The organism is Sphingopyxis sp. A083 (genome assembly GCF_001468495.1).
In the GTDB taxonomy this organism is placed as follows: domain Bacteria; phylum Pseudomonadota; class Alphaproteobacteria; order Sphingomonadales; family Sphingomonadaceae; genus Sphingopyxis; species Sphingopyxis terrae.
In genome coordinates this window covers 133313-153967 of record NZ_LNSK01000006.1, presented here as the reverse complement: position 1 = coordinate 153967, position 20655 = coordinate 133313, and the positions used below count along the sequence as shown (strand labels likewise).

18 protein-coding genes, 1 tRNA gene and 1 pseudogene are annotated in these 20655 nt (G+C 64.9%); 13 read left to right on the top strand and 7 right to left on the bottom strand.

From position 1 onward, the window contains the following. Window positions 1-347, top strand: a pseudogene (locus ATE59_RS18030) (hypothetical protein); the annotation flags it as partial. Window positions 348-363: 16 nt separating this feature from the next. On the opposite strand, the gene ATE59_RS12520 reads toward ATE59_RS18030, so the two are convergent. Then, window positions 364-1197 (bottom strand): TauD/TfdA dioxygenase family protein, encoded by an 834-nt coding sequence (locus ATE59_RS12520; protein WP_058812668.1) that lies wholly within the window; start codon window positions 1195-1197, stop codon window positions 364-366. 75 nt (window positions 1198-1272) lie between these two features. Here ATE59_RS12520 and ATE59_RS17855 point away from each other — a divergent pair, with 75 nt between their 5' ends. Next, window positions 1273-2013 (top strand): Crp/Fnr family transcriptional regulator, encoded by a 741-nt coding sequence (locus tag ATE59_RS17855; protein ID WP_058812667.1) that lies wholly within the window; start codon window positions 1273-1275, stop codon window positions 2011-2013. A gap of 16 nt (window positions 2014-2029) precedes the next feature. Here ATE59_RS17855 and ATE59_RS12510 read toward each other — a convergent pair whose 3' ends face one another. Next, on the bottom strand, window positions 2030-2665 hold the full coding sequence (locus tag ATE59_RS12510) for a TetR/AcrR family transcriptional regulator (RefSeq protein WP_231737329.1): 636 nt from the start codon (window positions 2663-2665) through the stop codon (window positions 2030-2032). Window positions 2666-2842: 177 nt separating this feature from the next. Between ATE59_RS12510 and ATE59_RS12505 the strand changes: the two genes are divergently transcribed. Beyond that, the gene (locus ATE59_RS12505) at window positions 2843-3700 is read left to right on the top strand and encodes a metal-dependent hydrolase (protein ID WP_003039937.1); all 858 of its coding nucleotides are present in this window, start codon (window positions 2843-2845) and stop codon (window positions 3698-3700) included. Then, entirely contained in the window at window positions 3697-4122 is a 426-nt protein-coding gene (locus ATE59_RS12500) for a DUF2147 domain-containing protein (RefSeq protein WP_058812665.1), read from the top strand. Before ATE59_RS12505 ends, ATE59_RS12500 begins: the two co-directional genes overlap by 4 nt. 32 nt (window positions 4123-4154) lie before the next feature. On the opposite strand, the gene ATE59_RS12495 is transcribed toward ATE59_RS12500, so the two are convergent. After that, window positions 4155-5093, bottom strand: coding sequence for a winged helix-turn-helix transcriptional regulator (locus tag ATE59_RS12495; protein WP_003039943.1), 939 nt, complete (start codon window positions 5091-5093; stop codon window positions 4155-4157). A gap of 100 nt (window positions 5094-5193) precedes the next feature. Continuing rightward, complete coding sequence (locus tag ATE59_RS12490; RefSeq protein ID WP_040589152.1) at window positions 5194-7479, bottom strand: TonB-dependent receptor; 2286 nt, start codon at window positions 7477-7479, stop codon at window positions 5194-5196. Between the two features lie 124 nt (window positions 7480-7603). On the opposite strand from ATE59_RS12490, the gene ATE59_RS12485 reads away from it, so the two are divergent. The 7 genes from ATE59_RS12485 to ATE59_RS12455 all read left to right on the top strand — a co-directional run bounded on the left by ATE59_RS12485 (window position 7604) and on the right by ATE59_RS12455 (window position 15943). Then, window positions 7604-8575: an NAD(P)H-dependent flavin oxidoreductase gene (locus ATE59_RS12485; protein ID WP_058812664.1), complete on the top strand. Its 972-nt coding sequence runs from the start codon at window positions 7604-7606 to the stop codon at window positions 8573-8575. After that, window positions 8572-10068: a carotenoid oxygenase family protein gene (locus ATE59_RS12480; protein WP_058812663.1), complete on the top strand. Its 1497-nt coding sequence runs from the start codon at window positions 8572-8574 to the stop codon at window positions 10066-10068. Before ATE59_RS12485 ends, ATE59_RS12480 begins: the two co-directional genes overlap by 4 nt. A gap of 2 nt (window positions 10069-10070) precedes the next feature. Continuing rightward, on the top strand, window positions 10071-11762 hold the full coding sequence (locus ATE59_RS12475) for a class I adenylate-forming enzyme family protein (protein ID WP_058812662.1): 1692 nt from the start codon (window positions 10071-10073) through the stop codon (window positions 11760-11762). A gap of 1 nt (window position 11763) precedes the next feature. Then, complete coding sequence (locus ATE59_RS12470) at window positions 11764-12993, top strand: acetyl-CoA acetyltransferase (RefSeq protein ID WP_058812661.1); 1230 nt, start codon at window positions 11764-11766, stop codon at window positions 12991-12993. 1 nt (window position 12994) lies between these two features. Next, window positions 12995-14161: an acetyl-CoA C-acyltransferase gene (locus ATE59_RS12465; RefSeq protein WP_058812660.1), complete on the top strand. Its 1167-nt coding sequence runs from the start codon at window positions 12995-12997 to the stop codon at window positions 14159-14161. Window positions 14162-14246: 85 nt separating this feature from the next. Continuing rightward, entirely contained in the window at window positions 14247-15455 is a 1209-nt protein-coding gene (locus tag ATE59_RS12460) for a serine hydrolase domain-containing protein (RefSeq protein ID WP_058812659.1), read from the top strand. After that, complete coding sequence (locus ATE59_RS12455; RefSeq protein ID WP_058812658.1) at window positions 15452-15943, top strand: MarR family winged helix-turn-helix transcriptional regulator; 492 nt, start codon at window positions 15452-15454, stop codon at window positions 15941-15943. The genes ATE59_RS12460 and ATE59_RS12455 overlap by 4 nt, the downstream gene beginning before the upstream one ends. A 79-nt stretch (window positions 15944-16022) precedes the next feature. Here the strand turns inward: ATE59_RS12455 and ATE59_RS12450 are convergent. After that, window positions 16023-16098, bottom strand: a tRNA-Trp gene (locus ATE59_RS12450). Window positions 16099-16239: 141 nt separating this feature from the next. On the opposite strand from ATE59_RS12450, the gene ATE59_RS12445 reads away from it, so the two are divergent. Continuing rightward, on the top strand, window positions 16240-17172 hold the full coding sequence (locus ATE59_RS12445; RefSeq protein WP_058812657.1) for a DMT family transporter: 933 nt from the start codon (window positions 16240-16242) through the stop codon (window positions 17170-17172). Further along, complete coding sequence (locus ATE59_RS12440; protein ID WP_058812656.1) at window positions 17169-17801, top strand: glutathione S-transferase family protein; 633 nt, start codon at window positions 17169-17171, stop codon at window positions 17799-17801. The genes ATE59_RS12445 and ATE59_RS12440 overlap by 4 nt, the downstream gene beginning before the upstream one ends. Here the strand turns inward: ATE59_RS12440 and ATE59_RS12435 are convergent. Together ATE59_RS12435 and ATE59_RS12430 are read right to left on the bottom strand one after the other, a co-directional pair. Next, on the bottom strand, window positions 17796-19004 hold the full coding sequence (locus ATE59_RS12435; protein WP_082657417.1) for an acyl-CoA dehydrogenase family protein: 1209 nt from the start codon (window positions 19002-19004) through the stop codon (window positions 17796-17798). The genes ATE59_RS12440 and ATE59_RS12435 overlap by 6 nt on opposite strands. Further along, complete coding sequence (locus ATE59_RS12430; protein WP_058812655.1) at window positions 19001-20560, bottom strand: fatty acid--CoA ligase; 1560 nt, start codon at window positions 20558-20560, stop codon at window positions 19001-19003. The genes ATE59_RS12435 and ATE59_RS12430 overlap by 4 nt, the downstream gene beginning before the upstream one ends. Window positions 20561-20655 lie beyond the last annotated feature (95 nt).

Below are 20655 nucleotides of genomic sequence, written 5' to 3'. Positions count from 1 at the left end.
GCGGCGGGTCGGCGGCATCGCGCGACACGCCGCGCGTGGGAAGCGCGCCGAACGGCGAGCCGCTTTATGCCGCGGCATGGTATCGCGAACCGAGCCGCGACGAACTGCGCGGCTATCTGTCCACCGCCAGTGGGCCGGGATGGGGCCTGATCGCCTGTCGCACCGCCCCCGAGTTTCGCGTCGAGGATTGCGTCGGGCTCGACGAATATCCGCAAGGATCGCAGATCAACCGCGCGGTGCTGGCGGCGGCGTGGCAATTCCGCGTGCGGCCGCCGCGGGTCGGCGGGCGCTCGATGGTCGGGGCCTGGGTCCGGATCAGGATCGATTACGGCATCGACCGACCTTAAGGGCTGGCCCCATAAATCAGGCGAGCGGTTCGCCCGAAATGGTGATGCGGTGCATCAGGCGGCGATGGCCGTGATAATCGTTCATCGCATAATGCCAGGTCGACCGGTTGTCCCAGATTGCCAGCGATCCGGGCGCCCATTGGACGCGGCAATGAAACTGCTCCTGCATCGCGACCTGATAGAGATAGGTGAGCAGCGGCACGCTCTCCTCGCGCGTCCAGCCGTCGAAATGCAGTGTGAAGGCCGGATTGACGTACAGGATCTCGCGCCCGCTTTGCGGGTGCCGGATCACCACCGGATGCACCGCGCGCGTTCGTTCCTCATGCCCCTTCAGGTCGACACCCTGATCGGTCTTCGAATAGAGGCCATCGGCGCTGTAGATATGGTCGGCCGAGTGGACGGCGCGAAGCGTCCGCAACATGTCCTTCAGGCCCGGTGACAACGAATCGAAAGCCGCGCCCATGCCCGCGAACAGCGTATCGCCGCCGGTCGGCGGGGTTTCGCGGGCGAGGAGGATGGAGCCCATGGCGGGGATCTGGTCATAGCTGTGATCGGTGTGCCACCCGCCGCCGATGTTGGTCTGCTGGGTCTCCGACTTGCGGACCTCCGCAATTTCCGGGTGCCCGCCATTGGCAGGGAAATATTTGTTGATGTCGATCTCGCCCCAGCGGCGGGCGAAAGCGATATGCTGTTCGGGGGTGAGCGTCTGATCGCGCACGAAGAGGACGCCGTGCTCGGCGACGGCCTGCCGCAGAAGCCCGATATCCTTGTCGTCGAGATGGTTCAAATCGAGCCCGGTCGCTTCGACACCGACGTGCGGCGACAGGGGGTGCATCTGTATCGAGGTCATGGAACTCTCCCGCATTATCCCGGCGACGATAGCGCAAACGCTGGCATCCAAATGCCACCTTCGTTACAATCCCTCATGACGATCGGCGATCAGCTCCGGCAATGCAGATGGTTTGGCCGCTGCGACCCTGCGGTGCAGCAGGCGATCGCCGCCGATGGCCGGCTGGCAACGCTCGCGCGCGGGAAATGGGTCTATGGCGAAGGGGACATGGCGACCGGCATTGTCATCGTGCTCGACGGGATGCTGCGCCTTGAAGCCGCAGCGGGGGAAAAGACCGTGCTGGTCGGCATCGCCCGCGCCGGTGACGCCTTCGGTCAGTCGCGCCAGATGGGCGGCGGTCCGCGTATCGTGACCGCGATCGCCAGCCGGCCGAGCCGCGTCCTGACGATCAGCGACACGATGCTCGACCGGATCGGGCATCGCCTCCCCGCGCTCTGGAAGGCGACGAGCGAACTGGTGTACGGGCAACTCGACGCCAGCGTGCACGGGCTGGCACAGATGCTGTCGCTGAGGCCCCGCGGACGCATCGCCGCGCGGCTTCTGACCTTCGCGCGCGACGCCGACGTACCGCTCAGCCAGTCGGATCTGGCCGAACTCTGCGGCCTGTCGCGCAAGGTCGTGAGCGCCCATCTTGCCGCGCTCGAGCAAGCGGGCGCGATCCGGCGCGGCTATCGCACCATCCACCTGCGCGACAGGGCTCAGTTGAGCCGCCTGGCAGGCGACGCGGATGGGTTCGTCAAGGCGATGGAACGCAGCGGCATCGCGCATCGCGTTTCGGCATCCGACGATAGCATCCTGCTCGCGGCCGGCCCCTGACCCCAAGATACTGACCCTAGTCGTCGGCCAGCCCCAGGAAGCCGGGAGACAGGAACAGCGGCAGGAAGCGGGTGACGAGATCGCGCATCGCATCATCCTTCTGGCCCAGCATATCGCGTAGATAGGGGCCGATCACGGCATCGCCGAACGCGCTGACCGCGACCATCAACACTGCGGCGCGGACGCGCTCGCGCGCGGCGGCATCCTTCGACTGACCGACGATCGCGGTGACGAGCGCACCGACCGCTTCGCGGATCGGCTCGAGGCGCCCAACATCGCCCGACAGAACGATCCACGCCGCGAGCGGCCCGGCGCCGCCCTTGTCAAAGGCATCGAAAACATGATCGGCAATCGTGCGCGGCGCCGCATCGTCGGTTTTCAGCAGGTCGACGACATTATCCAGCGCGCCCGTCAGATCCTGGATCATCGATCCCATCAGCGCCGATTGCAGACCCGCCGCCGAGCCGAAATGATGCAGCACATTGGCGTGCGACATGCCGATTGCTTCGCCGACGTTGGCAAGCGTCACGGCACCCGGACCGCCGTCGAGCAGCAGACGACGCGCCGCGGCAAGCCCTTCTTCGCGTACCTCCGCGCCCGATCGCTTGCGGCGTTTCGGGGCGGGCCGCGCCATCTTGTACATTCGCGCCATCGCTCTTTCCTCCACCTGCGGTCCACATGGCCTTAGACCAATGTACGCAAGCGAAACAGCCTTCCGATCGGCTTCCGAAAAAGCCGTTCTGAAACAGGATAGTAGCATCTCTTGCGAATGGCGAATATTTGCATTATAAACATTGATGTTAATGTTGATGATTCGCAGGAGTTGTTCATGACCCTCGACACGCCCACGCCTCCCGATCTCCGGATCGAGAAGCGCGACATGAAGTTCGGCCGCGAGCAGGCCCCGCCGCGCTGGTGGCACAGCGGCGACCCCGGTCGCACCGCCTTTTTCAACGCACTGTCGTCCACCTTCCCTGTCGGCGAGAAATTCTTCATGACATCGGTCCGGCAGTATCGCGAAGGCACGCCGCAGCCGCTGCGCGGCCAGATCGACGATTTCATCTATCAGGAATCGATGCATTCGCGCGAACATGTCGTCTTCAATCGCCAGGCCGAAGATGTAGGCTACGACATCGCCCCGCTCGAAGAACGCGCACGCCGGACGATCGCATGGGCCAAACGGCGCCCGCCGATCCAGCAATTGGCGGCAACCTGCGCACTCGAACATTTTACCGCAACGCTGGCGCATGACGCGCTCGCCAATCCCGGGCATCTGGGCGGCGCGAGCGAGGAAGCACGGCGTTTGTGGCGGTGGCACGCGATCGAGGAAATCGAACATAAGGCGGTCGCCTACGACACCTATCTTCACGCGACGCGTGACATGATGCCGCTGCGGCGCTGGTTGAAGCGCTGCGCCGTCATGGGCGTTACGACTTTGCGCTTTCACTATGTGATTTTCCGCAATACCGCAGATTTGTTGCGGCAGGACGGTCGCAACGACTGGACGACGTGGCGGCACTTGCTCGCCTATCTCTATGGAAGGCACGGCCTGATGCGGCATCTACTCAAAGGTGTGGTTGGCTATATGCGGCCGGGCTTTCATCCCTGGCAGCACGACGACCGCCCCCTCCTGGCCGAAGCGCTCGCTTTGCTGAACGCGCCCGCGAGCCGGGAGCAGGCGGCATGAGCCGCCGCGCGATCGCGATGGGCCTCGCTGCCGCCGCCGCCCTTGCCCCCGCAAGCGCCATGGCCGCCGATCCCGTTGGGCTGTGGGCCACGGGCAGCGAAGGCGGACGGGTCGAAATCTATCGCTGCGGCGCGGCGCTATGCGGCAAGGTGGTCGATGCAAAGCGGCTGCGCGCCAATCCCGATCTGCGCGACGTGCGGAACGGCGATCCCAAGCTACGCCAGCGCCGGCTGATGGGACTGGTCGTGCTCCAGAATTTCAAGGGCGGCCCGTCGGAATGGAAAGGCGGGCCTGTGTACGACCCCGAAACGGGCGACGGGGCATCGCGCGGCGAACTGCGGCTGCTCGGCAACGGCAAGCTGGAAGTAAAGGGCTGCCTCGCCTTTTTCTGTCGAACCAAGACATGGACGCGGCTTAACTAGCGCGGCTGCGCTTCAATGCCGGCTCCTGACGCTCATTCGATCTCGAACGTCAGATTGTGTATGCCGATTTCGCCGTCGCAATGATTGCAGGCAACGACCATCCGAAGGTCGTGACCGCATGGCTTGTGCGTCAGGATCAGCGGCGGGCCGCGTTCGTCGGAAAACCAGCGGTCGCCCCACTGGAGCAGAGCCAGCAATACGGGATAAAGGTCGCGACCCTTTTCGGTCAGCCGATATTCGACGCGGTCGGCGTGCGCCGAATAGGGAATGGTCCGCAATATGCCCTGCCGGATCAGCCGTTCGAGGCGGCCGGTCAGGATATTGGTCGCCATCAACGTGTCGCGCTGAATGTCATCGAAGCGGTTGATGCGCGTGAACATCGCGCGCACCACAAGCGTCGCCCATCGATCACCGAACAATTCGATCATCGTATCGACCAGCGGGCGCCCGCCCGGGCGGCGCGCCGTCACCGCGCCGTTGAAGCGCCGGCGTTCATAGTGCGGAACGACCTGGGCCAGCCCCGGCCCTTCGCGCCAGTCGACGTCGCGCGGGTCGATTTCCTTCCTGCAATGGGCGCAGATCGGAGTCGGCTCGGTTTCCGCGCCGCACGCGCTGTGCCGCAGGCGAACCCGAAAGTCGCGGCTCGCGGCTTCCCAGCGATGCTGCCAGCGCAGCATCATCAAGGCGTTGGGAAACTGGTCGCGCCCCTTCTGGGTCAACGCATAATAGGAACCGCGCCCTTCCTTCTTCGGCCGTTTGGCAAGGCAATCCTCGTCGACCAGCTTGCGTAGCCGCCCGCTGACGACCGACCGCGCGAGCCCGGTCCGCGCCACGAATTCGTCGAAGCCATGGGTGCCGAGAAAGGCCTGCTCCATGATGAGCAGCACCGGAACGTCACCGACGACATCGAGCGCGCGCCAGATCGAACAGGCGCGGATGGTGCGATCTTCTTTCACGGCTGATGCGTCCATTGCTGCGCCCGCCCTACTCCGCCGAACAGCACGCGACAAGGCCGGTCCGACGGAAGATGGGCGGTGCCCGCGCCCATGCTTCCGTCGGGGGAGAGCTGGTTCAAAAGCGCCCCGTGACCTGCACCGCTATCGTGCGCGGCCGATCGACGATCCCGTTATAGGCATTGCCCGCCCCGCCCGTGATCGTCGTCGCAAGCGGCATCGCGCTGCCGGTCTGAAGTATCCGCTGGTCGGTCAGATTGCGGCCAATCAGCGCCACTTCCCAGCGATTGTCGATCTGTCCCAAGGCGATGCGGGCGCCAAGCTTCGCATAGCTGCCCTGATAGGTCCGCGGGTCGAGATTCGCCGCCGCGATATAGGAGGAGGAAAAGTCGGCGTTGACGTTGAACGACAGCTTGAGGTCGCTGCCGACCGGCGTCCAGTAATCGACGTTGAGATTACCCGACCATTTCGGACTCAGCGCGTTACGCTTGCCGCTATAGTCGCAGAAGCCACCCGGTCCCGGCGTCTGCAGATAATAGCATTGGCCGTCGGTGAAGTTGGTGAATTTGAAATCGAGATAGGCGATCGCGCCGCTGATGGTCAGGCCTTCGGCGAGCGCCGCGCGAAAATCCGCTTCGATCCCCTGCGTCCGCGCCGCCGCAGCGTTGCGGACGTTGAAGTTGAGCGTCCCGTCGAAGATGTTGACCTGCAGATCCTTGTATTTGGTGCGATAGAAGGACAGGTTGAAGGCGACGTCGCGGCCCTTGTATTTCAGCCCCGCTTCGAAATTGTCGGCGCTTTCGTCCTGGAATTCGAACGCGCCGGGCTTGGCGACCGTGGTCGACGTCGGTAGCGAATTCGACCGGATGTCGAAGCCCCCGGCCTTGGTTCCGCGCGCATAGGACGCATAGAGCATCAGGTCGTCGGTCGCGTCGAACTGGACGTTGACCATCGGATTGAAGCTGTCCTCGCTCAGCTTGCCGGCGATGCTGTGCGCCTCGATATTGAGCGCGCGGAACACCGCGGCGACAACGGCGGCGGGCGCGGTGCTGAGCGGGCCTTGCACGATGGCGAGCGATCGGCGGCCGCTCTTCTTCTCATGATTGAAGCGCGCGCCCGCGGTAACGCGAAGCTGGTCGGTCAACGATAATTCGCCCTGCGCAAAGGCCGAGATCAGGTCCGACGTCTGGCTGTAGTCGCGGTCGTTGCGCGTATCGCCGAGCGCGTTGAACGGCGCACCCAGCCCCAGAAAGGTCGGGTTGAAGAGGGTGAAATCCTGAACGTCCAGCTTGGCGTGCTGATAATAGACGCCGCCGATATAATTGAACGCCTCGCCGCCGGGCGACGTTAAACGCAGCTCTTGTGAAAACTGCCGATAATCCTCGCGCAAATTGGTGCCGTCGAGAAAGCTGATCCCCGAAAAGTCGACATCGACGATCTCGCGCGTCTTGTAGTCGAGCAGCGACGTCACAGAGGTCAGCGTGTGCTCGCCGATTTCCAGATCGGCGTTCAGCGTCGCCCCGAACACCTTGTTGCGGCTTTCATAGCCATTATCCTCGCGCACATAGTCGGGGACAGTGCTGACGAAGAAGGGGCCCTGGAAGACCGCATTGTAATTCCCGACCGCGCCGAACACGTCGCGCGGCTGGCCCTTCATCGCAAAGTCTGCATATTCGAGCTTCAGTTCGGCCGCGAGCGGCCCGCCCTTGTCGAACTCAACCTTGCCGCGGACATAATATTCATCGACGTTGGGCTCGTTGCGTTTCAATTTCTGGTTGTAGAAATATCCGTCCATCGAGCGATGATAGCCAACCACGCGCGCTTCGATGCCGTCGCTCAGCGGCCCCGACAGGACGCCGGTCAGCTGCAGTTCCTTGTGATTGAATTCATAGAGGCCGCTCACCGTCCCCTCGAATTCGTCGGTCGGGCTGCGTGTCGTGATATTGACCGCCCCGGCGATCGCATTCTTGCCGAACAGCGTCGGTTGGGGGCCTCGCAAAACCTCGACCCGCTCCATATCGACGAGCGGCAGGCGCGAAAGCTGGTCGCGTCCATAATAGACGCCATCGACGAACATCGCGACCGACTGTTCGAACCCCTTGTTGTCGCCCGAGGCGATGCCGCGGATCGCGATGCGATTGGCGATCGCGGTCTGGGTGATCTTCAGATTCGGGACCGACGAACTGATCTGTTCGAGGTTGGTCTGCCCATAGCTTTCGACCTGCTTGCCGCTGACCGCGGAAATCGAGATCGGCACGTCGGACAAGCCCTCGGCGCGCTTCTGGGCGGTAACGATGATGTCGTCGAGGCCGCCCTGGCTTTCGGCGGGGGCGTCCTGCGCGAACGCCGCCGTGGGACCGGCAAGCGCCGACGCGGCCAATAGCATAGCAAGTGAATGCTTCATGATTCTCCCTCTCCCCACTGCCGGCGACGGGCCGGCATGTTTTGCTTGCAAATGCCTCTTGAACGGGCATAAGTTCTGTTACGCAAGTTAGTATCACTATGCAAGTAAGTTTTGGGAGACAGGAATGAAGCCGAAGCACGGCCTTCCCGCAGCTTTGACGCGCAATTTACGCCTGCCCGCAATCGCGGCGCCGATGTTCCTCGTGTCGGGCCCCGACATGGTCATCGCCGCCTCGCGTGCCGGAATGATCGGCAGCTTTCCCGCCCCCAACGCGCGGACGACCGCCGATCTGGAAGCCTGGGTGAGCCGCATCGACGCGGCGCTGTCGAATGATCCCGACGCCGCCGCCTGGGCGGTCAATCTGGTAGTGCATCCGTCGAACAGCCGACTTGCCGACGACCTCGCCTGCGTCGTGCGGCACAAGGTTCCGCTCGTCATCACCGCGCTCGGCAGTCCCGCCCGCGTCGTCGAGCAAATCCACGCCTATGGCGGCATCGTTTTCGCCGACGTCAATTCGGTGGGCTTCGCCCGCAAGGCTGCGGCGGCGGGCGTCGATGGACTCGTGCTCGTCGCGGCGGGGGCCGGCGGCCATACCGGCGCCACCGCCGGTTTCGCCTTTGTCGAGGAAGTGCGGCAGTTCTGGGACGGCCCCTTGGTGCTGGGCGGCGCAATCTCGACGGGTCAGGCAATTCGGGCCGCCGAAATATTGGGGGCCGACTTCGCCTATCTCGGCACGTCGCTGATCGCCTGCACCGAGAGCATGGCGGCGCAGCCTTACAAGGACATGGTGGTCGCGGCGGGGGCCGAGGACATCGTGCCGTCGAAGGGCATCACCGGCGTGACCGCCAACTGGCTGAAATCAAGCCTGATCGCTGCGGGCTACGACCCCGCGAACATGCCTGAGGACAAGCGCCCCAATTTCTCCGATGCGCTGGACGACGCCAAGGCATGGAAGAATGTCTGGTCTGCGGGTCAGGGCGTCGGCGCGGTTCGCGCGACCGAACCGGTCGCGGACATCGTCGACCGTCTCGTGAAAGAATATGATGCGGCCGTCGCAAGGCCGCGCTTTGCAGCCGCCGAAGGAGTCATCGCATGACCGCTCAGCTTGTCGACACGATCCGGACCACCGTTCAACCGAACGACCATCCCTATATGAAGGGCGCGTGGCGGCCGACCTATAACGAGTGGAACGCGATCTTCGCCAATGGCGATGCCGAGGTGATCGGGACGATCCCGGCCGACATCGACGGCGTTTATGTCCGCACCGGCGAGAACCAGATTCACGAGCCGATCGGCCGCTATCATCCCTTTGACGGTGACGGGTTCATCCATGCGATCTCGTTCAAGGACGGCCGCGCGAGCTATCGCAGCCGCTTCGTGCGCACCAAGGGGTTCGAGGCCGAGAAGGAAGCCGGCCGCTCGCTCTGGGCCGGGTTGATGGAGCCGCCGCACAAGTCGACCCGCCACGGCTGGGGCGCGCAGGAATGGCTCAAGGATTCATCGTCGACCGACGTCGCGATCCACGCGGGCAAGATCATCTCGACCTTCTACCAGTGCGGCGAGGCCTATCGGCTCGACCCCTTCACGCTCGAACAGTTCGGCACCGAAAGCTGGGTACCGCTCGACGGCATTTCGGCGCATTGCAAGGTCGACCTCGCGACCGGCGAACTGATGTTCTTCAACTATTCGAAGCACGCGCCCTATATGCATTATGGCGTCGTCGGCGCGGACAATAAGCTCAAACATTATATTCCCGTCCCGCTCGCCGGGCCGCGCCTGCCGCACGACATGGCGTTCACCGAAAATTACACCATCCTCAACGACATGCCGCTCTACTGGAACGCGGAACTGCTCGAAAAAAATCTGCACGTCGTCCAGTTTCATCCCGATGAAAAGACGCGCTTCGCGATCATCCCGCGGCACGGAAACCCCGAGGATATCCGCTGGTTCGAAGCCGCGCCGACCTACACGCTCCACTGGCTGAACGCTTGGGAGGAAGGCGACGAGATCATCCTCGACGGCTATTATCAGGAAGAGCCGATGCCGAAATCCTATCCGAACGCGCCCGAGGGGCTCGAACGGATGATGGCCTATCTCGATCAGGGACTCCTGAAGCCGCGCCTCCACCGCTGGTGCTTCAACTTGAAGACCGGAAAGACAACCGAACAAAGGCTCGACGACCGCGATCTCGAATTCGGCATGTTCAACCAGCGCTATGCGGGCAAACCCTATCGCTATGCCTATAGCGCTATCCCCGAGCCGGGCTGGTTCCTGTTCCGCGGCCTCGTCAAGCATGACCTCGATGCCGGCACGAGCGAGGAGTATCTTTTCGGCCCCGGCCGCTTCGGCAGCGAAGCGCCCTTCGCGCCGCGCATCGATGCCAAGGACGAGGACGACGGTTATCTCGTTTCCTTCATCGCCGACCTTAAAACCGACACGTCCGAATGCGTGCTGATCGACGCCAAGAATATCGCGGCGGGGCCAGTGTGCCGGATCATCCTGCCCGAGCGCATCTGTTCGGGCACACACACCGTCTGGGCGAGCGGCGATGACATAGGCATGGGTCCGAACAGCGTGCTGGCCGCCTGACGATGATCGTCGCGGGAGAGGACAAAAGGCGGCGCTATCGCGAAAGTGGCTGGTGGGGCGATCGCACCTTCGCCGATCTGTTCGCGGCCAATGCTGCCGCCCATCCCGATCGGCTCGCACTGGTCGATGCCCCCAATCGCGCCGACTTCGCTTTCGGCGATCCGCAGCGGTTGACCTATGTCGAGCTGACGGCGGAGATCGATCGGCTCGCGGGCGCGCTCGTCGCGGCGGGGATCGGCAAGGATGATGTGCTGCTCGTCCAGCTTCCGAACATCAGCGAGTTCGTCGCGCTCTATTTTGCGGCGGCGAAGATCGGCGCGATCGTCAGCCCGGCGGCGGTGCAATATCGCAGCCATGAGCTGAAAGGCATGATCGGCGTGGTCGAACCCAAAGCCTTCGTCTGCGCGACGCAAATGAAGGGTTGCGATCATGTCGGCGTAGCAGCGCCGCTGCTGGATGGTGTCCGGCTGATGACCTTCGGCCCCAAGGCGCCCGTCGGCGCGATCGACCTGTCGGCCGCCAGCGGCGACGCCGGAGCTCTCGCAGCCCATGTCGCCGGGAACCCGGTCGATGCCGACGACATCTTCACCATCTGCTGGACCTCGGGAACCACCGGCGTGCCCAAGGGCGTCCCGCGCAGCCATAACCACTGGATCGCGGTCGCCGGGGCAGGATACGAGGCGATGAAGGTCGGGCCGGGCGATGTCCTGCTCAACCCCTTCCCGCTCATCAATATGGCGAGCATCGGCGGGATCACCATGTGCTGGCTGACCAGCGCGGGTACGATGGTGCTGCACCATCCCTTCGATCCCGCCATCTATCTTCGGCAGATCGCGACCGAACGGCCGAGCCTGACGATCGCCCCGCCCGCCGTGCTCAACATGCTGCTGCAGAATGAGACTTTGCTGGCGAGCGTCGATCTCTCCAGCCTGCGCGTCATCGCTTCGGGTTCGGCACCGCTCGCGCCCGCGATGGTGCGCGGTTTTCAGGAAAAGCTCGGCATCGTCATTGTCAACGTCTTCGGGTCGAACGAGGGGATGAGCTTCATCACCGGCGAGGGCGACATGCCCGATCCCGACAAGCGCGCGAGCCTGTTCCCGCGCCGCGGCACCTATCGGCGCCCCTATGGCGAGGGCCGCGCGCCCAATATCGAAAGCCGCCTCGTCCCGCCCGGCGGCGGCGATCCGATCGAGGCGGACGGCATCTCGGGCGAACTTCAAATCCGCGGACCGACCTTGTTCGAGGGCTATCACAACGCGCCCGAGCGCACCGCCGAAGCCTTCACAGCCGACGGCTGGTTCCGCACCGGCGACCTGTTCGAAATTGCCGAAGGCGGCGATTTCTATCGCTTCGTCGGGCGCTGCAAGGATCTGATCATCCGCGGCGGCGTGAACATCTCGCCCGAGGAGATCGACCAGCTCTTGGGCGGCCATCCCTTGCTCGCCGAGGCTTGCTCCTTCTCGCTGCCCTGCGCGAAGATGGGCGAGCGGATCGGCCTCGCCTATGTCCCGCGCGGCGGCGTGGATGTGGGGCTGCCCGACGTAACCGACTATCTCCGCGAAAAAGACCTCGCGGTGTTCAAACTGCCCGAGCGCCTGTTCCGCTTCGACACCTTGCCGCGCAACGTCACGAACAAGGTGATGCGCAGCGAAGTGCGCGAAATGGCGCTCGCCACTCTCGAAAAGGAAGCCTGACATGGCAAAGGACGTCTTCATCCTCGGCGGCGCGCAAACTGACTTCTCGCGCAACCTCGAACGCGAGGGCGGCGGGCTGTTCGAGCTGTTCCGCGACGTTGCCGAAGCCGCGTTCGTCGCGACCGGCATCGAACCCAAAGAGGTCGAAACGGCGCATGTCGGCAATTTCGTCGGCGAACTGTTCGCGGGCCAAGGCCAGCTCGGCGGCTTCTTCGGCCATGTCCACCCCGACCTTGCGGGCATCCCCGCCTCGCGCCACGAGGCGGCCTGCGCCTCGGGCAGCATCGCGATCCTCGCCGCGGCGGCCGAGATCGAGGCCGAGCGCTATGGCCTCGCGCTCGTGCTCGGCATCGAACTAATGCGCAATGTGCCCGGCCAGCGCGCCGCCGAATATCTCGGCGCCGCCGCCTGGGCCGGGCGCGAGGCGCAGGAGGCGCGTTACCTGTGGCCGTACATGTTTGCGCGCGTCGCGGAGGAATATGACGAGCGCTTCGGGCTCGATCGCGCGCATCTGCGTGCCATTTCGGCCAATAATTTCGCCAATGCCAAGAAGAACCCCAACTCGCAGACGCGGGGCTGGGCGGTGACTGACGATCATCTCGGCGAGAATGACGAGGTCAATCCGCTGATCGAAGGAAGCCTGCGCAAGTCCGACTGCGGACAGGTGACCGACGGCGCTGCCGCCATCTTCCTCGCCTCGCGCGCGGTTGCCGAGGCCTATGCGAAGCGCCGCGGCATTCCGCTCGACAGCATCCCGCGTATCAAGGGCTGGGGCCACGCCACCGCCCCCCTGCTCTATTCGACCAAGGTCGCCGACAGTCGCGGCGGCGACTATGTCTTCCCCAGCGTGCGCAAGGCGATGATGGACGCGCTGCGCCGCGCCGAGATGCCTGACATCTATGCGTGCGACGGGGTCGAGGTGCATGATTGCTTCTCGATCACCGAATATATGGCGATCGATCATTTCGGCATCACCAAGCCAGGCGAAAGCTGGCGCGCGGTCGAGGACGGGACAATTGCGCTCGGCGGCAAGCTGCCGGTCAATCCGTCGGGCGGGCTAATCGGGCTCGGCCATCCGGTCGGCGCGACGGGCGTACGGATGCTGCTCGACGGCTGGCGGCAGGTGACGGGCAATGCCGGCGACTATCAGGTCGAAGGCGCGCGCAATTTCGCGACCTTCAACGTCGGCGGCAGCGCCACGACCGCAGTCAGCTTCGTCGTCGGCACCTGATTTGACCGACGTCTATATCCACGACGCGGTGCGGACACCGCGCGGCAAGGCGCGGCCGGACGGCGGCCTTGCAAAGCTCAGCCCGCAGGAACTGGTTCGCCAGCAGATTGTAGCGCTGCGCGCGCGCGGCGGCGATGCGGCGGCCGCGCCCGACGCGCTGCTGCTCGGCTGCGTAACGCAGAGCGGTACGCAGGGTGGCCACATCGCGCTGGTCGCCAAACTCCATGCCGGTCTGTCGCAAGAAACCACCGCGCACAGCATCAACAATTATTGCGCATCGGGACTTTCGGCGATCGGCCATGCGATTGCGAGGGTGGCGAGCGGCGAGATGAATTCGGTGCTCGCCGGCGGCGTCGAATCGATGAGCAGCGCGCCCTTTCTGGGCGACCGGGCGAGCTTCTACACCGCCGCGGACTTGCCGCCGCACGCCCGCTTCGTTCCGCCGGTTCTCGGCGCCGACCGGCTCGCCCATGCCGAAGGCATTGCGCGTGCCGACCTCGACGCGGTCGCCCTCCTGTCACAGCAGCGCGCGGTGGCGGCGGAGGACAGACCGGCGCTGCAACGCTCGCGCATCGACACCGGCGCGCTGTCGCGCGAGGAATGCCTGCGCCCGCAAACCAGCGCGGAAACCCTCGCCGACACACCGCCGGCCTTTGGCGACCTGCAGGATCAATATGCCGCGGCGCTCGGCGGCGTGCGCTTTGCGCCGCTGCACAGCATCGCCCACGCTCCGCCAATCTGCGACGGCGCCGGCCTCGCGCTTCTCGGAACCGACGGGCTCGGCGACGCCCCGCGCGCGCGCGTCGTCGCCTTTGCCGAATGCGGCGGCGATCCGGCCGCGTCGCTGACCGCCGGCTTCGCCGCGATGGACAAGGTATTGGCACGCGCCGGACTGACGATCGACGCCATGGATCGCATCGAATTCATGGAAGCCTTCGCGGTCACCATCGCCAAATTCCTGCGCGATTATGATGTCGATCCGATGCGGGTGAACGTCGGCGGAGGTCATCTGGCAAAGGGACATCCGATGGGCGCCAGCGGCGCGATCCTGACGTCGGCGCTGCTCGACGCGCTCGATGCGTGCGACGGGCGTTTGGGGCTCGTGGTCGTAACGGGCGCGATGGGGGTTGGCGCCGCCCTGATCGTGGAACGAATCGATCGCTCCTGAAGCAGCGGTGATGCGACGGCGAGCGCATAGGGACGCACGAATTACCTGTCTTGACAATATATGTAGGTACCTACATTGATGGCCGATGATCGATGATCCTTCGGCCGCATTGACGGCTTCCATCCATGCCACGGCGAGCCGCCGATCCTTTCTTGCCGGAGCGCTTTCGGCCGTTGCGCTCGCGCCGCCAGCGCTCGCGCGCTCGCCCGCCGCCGAAAACCTCGACCGCTTCCTTGCGGACCAGAGGCGCAGCGGCGGGATGGCAGGCCTTGCCGTCGGCCTTGCGCGATCGAGCAAAGTGCTGCTGTCGCGAACCTGCGGCCATGCCGACATTGCCATGCGGCGGCCCGTCACCGTCGATTCGATGTTTCACCTCGCGTCGGTGACGAAAACGATTACCGCCACCGGGATCATGATGCTGGCGGAGGAGGGACGGCTGGATATCGACGCGCCGATCAACCGCTACCTCGACTTCGCGGTCGTTTCTCCGGCAGCGCCCGAGCAAAATATTACCGCGCGCCACCTTCTCATGCACATGTCGGGCATCTCGGATGCCACCTATTATGCGGTGGATTTCCGGACGCACGGCGACGATTCGCCGCTCGCACTCGGCGATTTCCTGGGCAGTTATCTGGTTCCCGGCGGGACGCATTATTCTGCGACCGGGAGCTTTTCCGGCGCGCCACCGGGACGGGCCTATGACTATTCCAACGTCGGCTATGGCCTGCTCGGCTATATCGGCACGCGCGTCGCCGGCGTCGATTTCAAGACCTATCTGCAGCGCCGGCTGTTCAGCCCGCTCGGCATGGATCATCTGTCGTGGACCCTCGCCGATGTTCCGGCCGGGCTTCGCGTCACGCCCTATGAAATAGACGCGCAGCGCCTTGTCCCTGTTGCGCCCGTCGGATTTCCCGATTGGCCTGCGGGCATGCTCCGCGCCTCGATCTCGGGCCTCATGCCCTTCGTCGCGGCGTCGGCAAATCGCGGCCGCACCGGGTCTCGCCGGATGCTCGCCGAACCCTCGATGGACGAGATGCTCCGCATGCAAAGGCCGCCCGGTCTGCCAACATGGCTTACCGGCCAAGGGCTCGGCTGGATGGAGTCCGAAGGCGAAGGCGCGCCGCGCATCAATCATTGGGGCGGCGATCCTGGCGTTTTCACCGCGGTCTACCTCGATCCCGCGACGACGATCGGGATCGCCATCCTGACCAACGGCTCGGCGACCGCATCTAGCAAAGCCGCCATCAAGGCCATCGCGCGCAAACTGTTCACGCTCGGGAACGCGCTCTCATGAGCGAACAGCCCGATTACAGCCGGCTCGCCGGCGGCGCGGCACTGGGCGCCAGGCTGCGCCGGCTGTCCGAACGGATCGATCGCGAGAGCGCTCAACTATATGCCGCATTCGGCATCGAATTCGAGCAGCGATGGTTCGGGATTCTCAATCAGATCATACGCAACGGGCCGATGACCGTAGGCGACATCGCGTCGGCGCTGCGTCTAACCCATGTCTCGATAAGCCAGGCGCGGCGTTCGCTGGAGGCCAAGGGCTTCGTCCACAGTCTCACCGACGGCAAGGATGCGCGAAGACGTCCGATAGCGCTGACGCCGAAAGGCGAGGCGCTGACCAGAGAACTCGCCGGACTCTGGCAGGCGCTCAGCGACAGCGCCGCCGAACTCAATGCCGAAGCCGGCGATCTGATACCGCTCCTCGACCGTCTGGACGATGCGCTGGCGGAGCGCTCGCTTCTCGACCGCGCTTTGGCACATGCGGCGCGGCCTTGAGCGCGACGCCACGAAAGCCCCTATCAATTACAATATTCGCTGGAACGGCGCACACTTCGAGAGCCGCCGTGGTCCGGCCTGGCAGGGGCAGCAGGATTCGAACCCGCGACCCTCGGTTTTGGAGACCGATGCTCTACCAGCTGAGCTATACCCCTAGGCCGGAGTGCGCCCTTAGCCGTAACGGGGGGCCGCGCGCAAGGGGATTGCACGATCGATCCCAACATTGTTGTCGCCGCTTGGCTCGGGCCGGAACCCTAGCTTGCAAAGCATCGGCAGGCTGATATGCGAAACGGCGCATGAGCACTGCCCCGTCCCCCGAGGTTCCGCAGCATTATCTGGGCGGCATCGCGCTGCGGCTGCTCGCCATGCTCAGTCTCTCCTTGATGTTCGTGCTCGTGAAGCGGATCGACGCCGCGGGCATCCATATCGTCGAGAGCCTGTTCTGGCGGCAGGCGATCGTGCTGCCGATGCTCGTCGGCTGGGCGCTGACGCGGGGCGGCCTTGCCATCTATCGTACCCGGCGGATCGGCACTCACGCGCGGCGAGCGATGATGGGGCTGACCGGCATGGCGCTCAACTTCGGCGGGATGATCTTTTTGCCCATGGCCGAGGCGACGACGATCAACCTGTCGGTGCCGATCTTCGCGGTGATCTTTGCCGCGCTGTTCCTCGGCGAGCCAACGGGGTTGCAGCGGTGGAGCGCTGTGCTGGTCGGTTTCCTCGGCGTCCTGCTCGTCCTCAATCCGACGACGCTCGTCGCGCAGGGCTTCACCGGCCATCACGGGCTCGGCACGCTGATTGCGCTCGGCGGCGCGGTGATGACCGCGCTGATCACGATCCAGGTCCGCGACCTGGCGCGCACCGAAAGTCCGATGACGATCGTCTTCTGGTTCAGTCTGATCTCGATGCTCCCGCTCGGTCTGGCGCTGCCTTTCGTGATGACCGCGCACGGCGCCGGCGAATGGGCGTTGCTGATCGGGCTCGGCCTGCTCGGCGCGGTGGTGCAATTGTCGCTGACCGGCGCGCTGCGCCTCGCGCCCGTCGCCGTGGTGACGCCGATGGATTATTCGAGCCTGCTGTGGTCGATTGCCTGCGGCTGGTTCTTCTTCGGCACTCTGCCCGCCGAGACGACCTGGGTCGGCGCGCCGCTGATCGTCGCGAGCGGGCTGTTCATCGCCTGGCGCGAGCATCGCCTGCATATCGAACGGATGAAGGATATCACCGCATGACCCCGCCCATCCTCTACCATTGCCCCGATGCCCGCTCGCTGCGCTGCCTGTGGGCGGTCCAAGAGGTGGGCGCAGACGTCGACCTGCGCGTCCTGCCCTTTCCGCCGCGCGCCTTTGCGCCCGAGTATCGCGCGGTCAATCCGCTGATGACGGTCCCGGGCTGGGTCGAAGGCGGACGATTGATGACCGAATCGGCGGCCATATGCGAACGCATCGTCGAGGGCAGCGCGCTCGAGGTGCGCCGCGACGAAGCCGATTATTGGGACTATCGCAACTGGCTGCACCGCAGCGATGCCACGCTGACCTTCCCGCTCGCGATCATGATCCGCTACACGCGGGTCGAACCCGCCGAGCGCCGGCTCGCGCAGGCGGTCGACGATTACAAGGCCTTCTTCGGCGGTCGCGCCAAGAGCATCGAGGCGGCGCTCGCCGACGGGCGCGAATGGTTGGTCGCCGGGCGATTCACCGCCGCCGACATCGCCATCGGCTATGCCGCATTCCTTGCGACGACGCTGGGCGCGGCCGACGTGCTGGGCGAAGCGACGGCCGACTGGCTGCATCGCTGCACTGCCCGCCCCGCCTTCCTTCGCGCCCGCGAACGCCAGCGCACCGACGCGCCGCAGCTATAGCCCCAGCATCAGCTTGGCCAGGATATTGCGCTGAATCTCGTTCGACCCGCCATAGATCGACGCGGCGCGACCGTTGAAATAGCGGGCCGAGGCGGTGAGATCATCCTCGGGCCCGACGAAGGGCAGATTGCTGCCCGCCGCGCGCGCCGCGAACTGGTGCGGCGCCGCGTAGGGACCGGCGATGTCGACCGCTAGTTCCTGAATCCGCTGCTGCGCTTCGGTGCCCTGCACCTTCAGCATCGATGACGCCGGGCCGGGGCTGCGCCCGCGCGCGATTGCCGCCATCATCCGCTGCTCGGCGGCATGGATCGCGTGTACATCGGTATAGAGCCGTGCGAAACGCCGCCGGATCGCCGGATCGTCGAGCAAGGTGCCGCCCTCGCCGAAAGCGCGCGCCGCCGCGCCGGCCAGCAGGCGATCGAGCGCCGCGGTCAGCCCCGCAGCGTAAGCCGCCGAGCGTTCGAACTCGAGCAGATATTTGGCGACGCCCCACCCCTGATCCTCTTCGCCGAGCCGGCCCGATTGCGGCACGCGGACATTGTCGAAAAAGACCTGGTTGAAATCATGGTCGCCCGACAGCGTCAGGATCGGCCGCACCTCGATCCCCGGCAGCGCCATGTCGAGCAACAGGAAGGTGATGCCCTGTTGCGGGCGGCCGTCGCGGCTGGTGCGCACCAGGCAGAACATGCGGTTCGCGAAATGGGCGTGGGTCGTCCAGATTTTCGACCCGTTCAGCACATAATCATCGCCGTCGCGCTCCGCGCGGAGCGACAGGCTGGCGAGATCCGATCCCGCCTGCGGTTCGGAATAGCCCTGGCACCAGAAATCCTCGCCCGACAGGATACGCGGCAGATAATGCGCCTTCTGCTCGGGGGTGCCGAAGCGCATGATGCACGGCGCCACCATGCGCAATCCCATCGGCGACAGGCTGGGCGCGCCGGCGGCGGCGAGTTCGGAATCGAAGATATGCCGCTGCGTTTCGTCCCAGCCGGTCCCGCCATATTCGCGCGGCCAGTGCGGCGCCGCCCAGCCATGGCGATGCAGGATCGCCTGCCACGCCATTGCATGCGGCTTGTCGACGAACACGCTCGTCGCGCGCGCCGCGGCGTCGCGCAGATCGTCGGTCAGATTGGCCGCGATCCAGCCGCGAACCTCCTGCCGGAAGGCCTCCAACCCCTGCCTCTGCATCGGATCGGCCGTCAATTCACCATCCGCTCATAGCCTTCCCAATAGGGGGCGCGGAGATCCTTGCGAAGAATCTTGCCGCTGGCGTTGCGCGGCAGCGCCTCGATCACGTCAACGCTGCGCGGACATTTGAATGGCGCTATGCGCTCGCGCGCCCAGGCAATGATGTCGGCCTCTTCCACCGTCGTCCCGGGCTTGGGCACGACGACCGCCTTGACCGTTTCACCCCATTTGGGATCGGGGATGCCGATCACGGCGACTTCCTGCACCGCCGGGTGGCCGTAGATCGCGCTTTCAACCTCGGCCGGATAGACATTCTCGCCGCCGGTGATGATCATGTCCTTCACCCGGTCGTGGATGTAGAGATAACCGTCCTCGTCCATATAGCCGGCGTCGCCGGTGTGGATCCAGCCGTCGCCCGTCATCGTGCGCGCGGTCGCCTCGGGCAGGTTCCAGTAGCCGAGCATATTGTTCGAAGAGCGCGTGACGACTTCGCCCACCGCCCCCGCGGGCATGTCCTGCCCGTCGTCGCCGATGATCCTGATCTCCACGCCGGGCAGCGGTTTGCCGGCCGACCGCATGCGCTTGTTGCCTTCGGGATCATGATCCTCGGGCGGCAGCATGCAGATCGTGCCGGTCGTTTCGGTCATCCCATAAGCCTGGATGAATTCCGCCCCGAACATCTTGATGCACTGGCGCAGCAGTTCGAGCGGGATCGGCGCCGCGCCATAGAGGATATATTTGAGCCGGCTGTAATCGACGGTGCCGCAGCGCGGGTGGAGCAGCAGCATCTGAAGCGCCGCGGGAACGATGAAGAAGCGCGTCACGCCATGCTGTTCGACCGCATCGAAAACCCCGTCGGGATTGAATTCGGCGAGGATGATACCGGGCAGTCCCGCCGCCAGTGCCATGATCCCCAGCCCTGTTCCGCCGATATGTGCGCACGGCATCGCGACGAGGACCGCCTCGTCATCGTCCCATTTCGTATAGGCAAGGTCGGCGTCGGCCGAGTTTTTCCGCAACGCGAACAAATTGCGGTTCGACAGCACGGCACCTTTGGGATTGCCGGTGGTCCCCGAGGTATAAAGTTGCAGCACGGCATCGTCGGGACCGGACGGGGTGAAGGGCGCGCGCGGCGTCGCCTCGATCAGCGCGCGTGCCTCGGTATCGCCGACGATGCGCGGCGCATGGTCGAGCTTGCCCGCCAACTGATCGAGCACCGCGTCGAAGCCGGGGCCGGTGAAGACGATCTTCGCCCGGGTATCGTTGATGATATAGGCCCATTCGACGGGCGAAAGCCGCCAGCCGATCGGCGCCATGACGATCCCGGCGCGCGCGGCTCCAAAGAAGAGCGTGAAATAGAGATCGCTGTTCTTGCCGATCCACGCGATGCGATCGCCCTTTTCAAGCCCCGCGGCGCGCAGCGCGCTCGCCACGCGCGCGGTCCGCTCCTCAAGCTCGGCATAGGTGAACAATCGGTCCTCTTCGCGCATCGCAATGCGCTGCGGCCGGTCGGCGGCCCAGTGGGTGATGAATTCGTCGAACGTGACAAGGTCCGAAACGTCGGCAGCCATCGATCCTCTCTCCTCGAATCGCGTTGCTATTTGCAATCGAGAAGGACGCTAAAGCTTCGGCAGCCAAGGTAAAGCGCCGAACGCCCAACCTGACA

Coding starts and splice junctions, on each gene's coding strand:
- ATE59_RS12520 (WP_058812668.1), bottom strand. CDS start 1,197: ATGACCTCGATACAGATGCACCCCCTGTCGCCGCACGTCGGTGTCGAA.
- ATE59_RS17855 (WP_058812667.1), top strand. CDS start 1,273: ATGACGATCGGCGATCAGCTCCGGCAATGCAGATGGTTTGGCCGCTGC.
- ATE59_RS12510 (WP_231737329.1), bottom strand. CDS start 2,665: ATGGCGCGAATGTACAAGATGGCGCGGCCCGCCCCGAAACGCCGCAAG.
- ATE59_RS12505 (WP_003039937.1), top strand. CDS start 2,843: ATGACCCTCGACACGCCCACGCCTCCCGATCTCCGGATCGAGAAGCGC.
- ATE59_RS12500 (WP_058812665.1), top strand. CDS start 3,697: ATGAGCCGCCGCGCGATCGCGATGGGCCTCGCTGCCGCCGCCGCCCTT.
- ATE59_RS12495 (WP_003039943.1), bottom strand. CDS start 5,093: ATGGACGCATCAGCCGTGAAAGAAGATCGCACCATCCGCGCCTGTTCG.
- ATE59_RS12490 (WP_040589152.1), bottom strand. CDS start 7,479: ATGAAGCATTCACTTGCTATGCTATTGGCCGCGTCGGCGCTTGCCGGT.
- ATE59_RS12485 (WP_058812664.1), top strand. CDS start 7,604: ATGAAGCCGAAGCACGGCCTTCCCGCAGCTTTGACGCGCAATTTACGC.
- ATE59_RS12480 (WP_058812663.1), top strand. CDS start 8,572: ATGACCGCTCAGCTTGTCGACACGATCCGGACCACCGTTCAACCGAAC.
- ATE59_RS12475 (WP_058812662.1), top strand. CDS start 10,071: ATGATCGTCGCGGGAGAGGACAAAAGGCGGCGCTATCGCGAAAGTGGC.
- ATE59_RS12470 (WP_058812661.1), top strand. CDS start 11,764: ATGGCAAAGGACGTCTTCATCCTCGGCGGCGCGCAAACTGACTTCTCG.
- ATE59_RS12460 (WP_058812659.1), top strand. CDS start 14,247: ATGATCGATGATCCTTCGGCCGCATTGACGGCTTCCATCCATGCCACG.
- ATE59_RS12455 (WP_058812658.1), top strand. CDS start 15,452: ATGAGCGAACAGCCCGATTACAGCCGGCTCGCCGGCGGCGCGGCACTG.
- ATE59_RS12445 (WP_058812657.1), top strand. CDS start 16,240: ATGAGCACTGCCCCGTCCCCCGAGGTTCCGCAGCATTATCTGGGCGGC.
- ATE59_RS12440 (WP_058812656.1), top strand. CDS start 17,169: ATGACCCCGCCCATCCTCTACCATTGCCCCGATGCCCGCTCGCTGCGC.
- ATE59_RS12430 (WP_058812655.1), bottom strand. CDS start 20,560: ATGGCTGCCGACGTTTCGGACCTTGTCACGTTCGACGAATTCATCACC.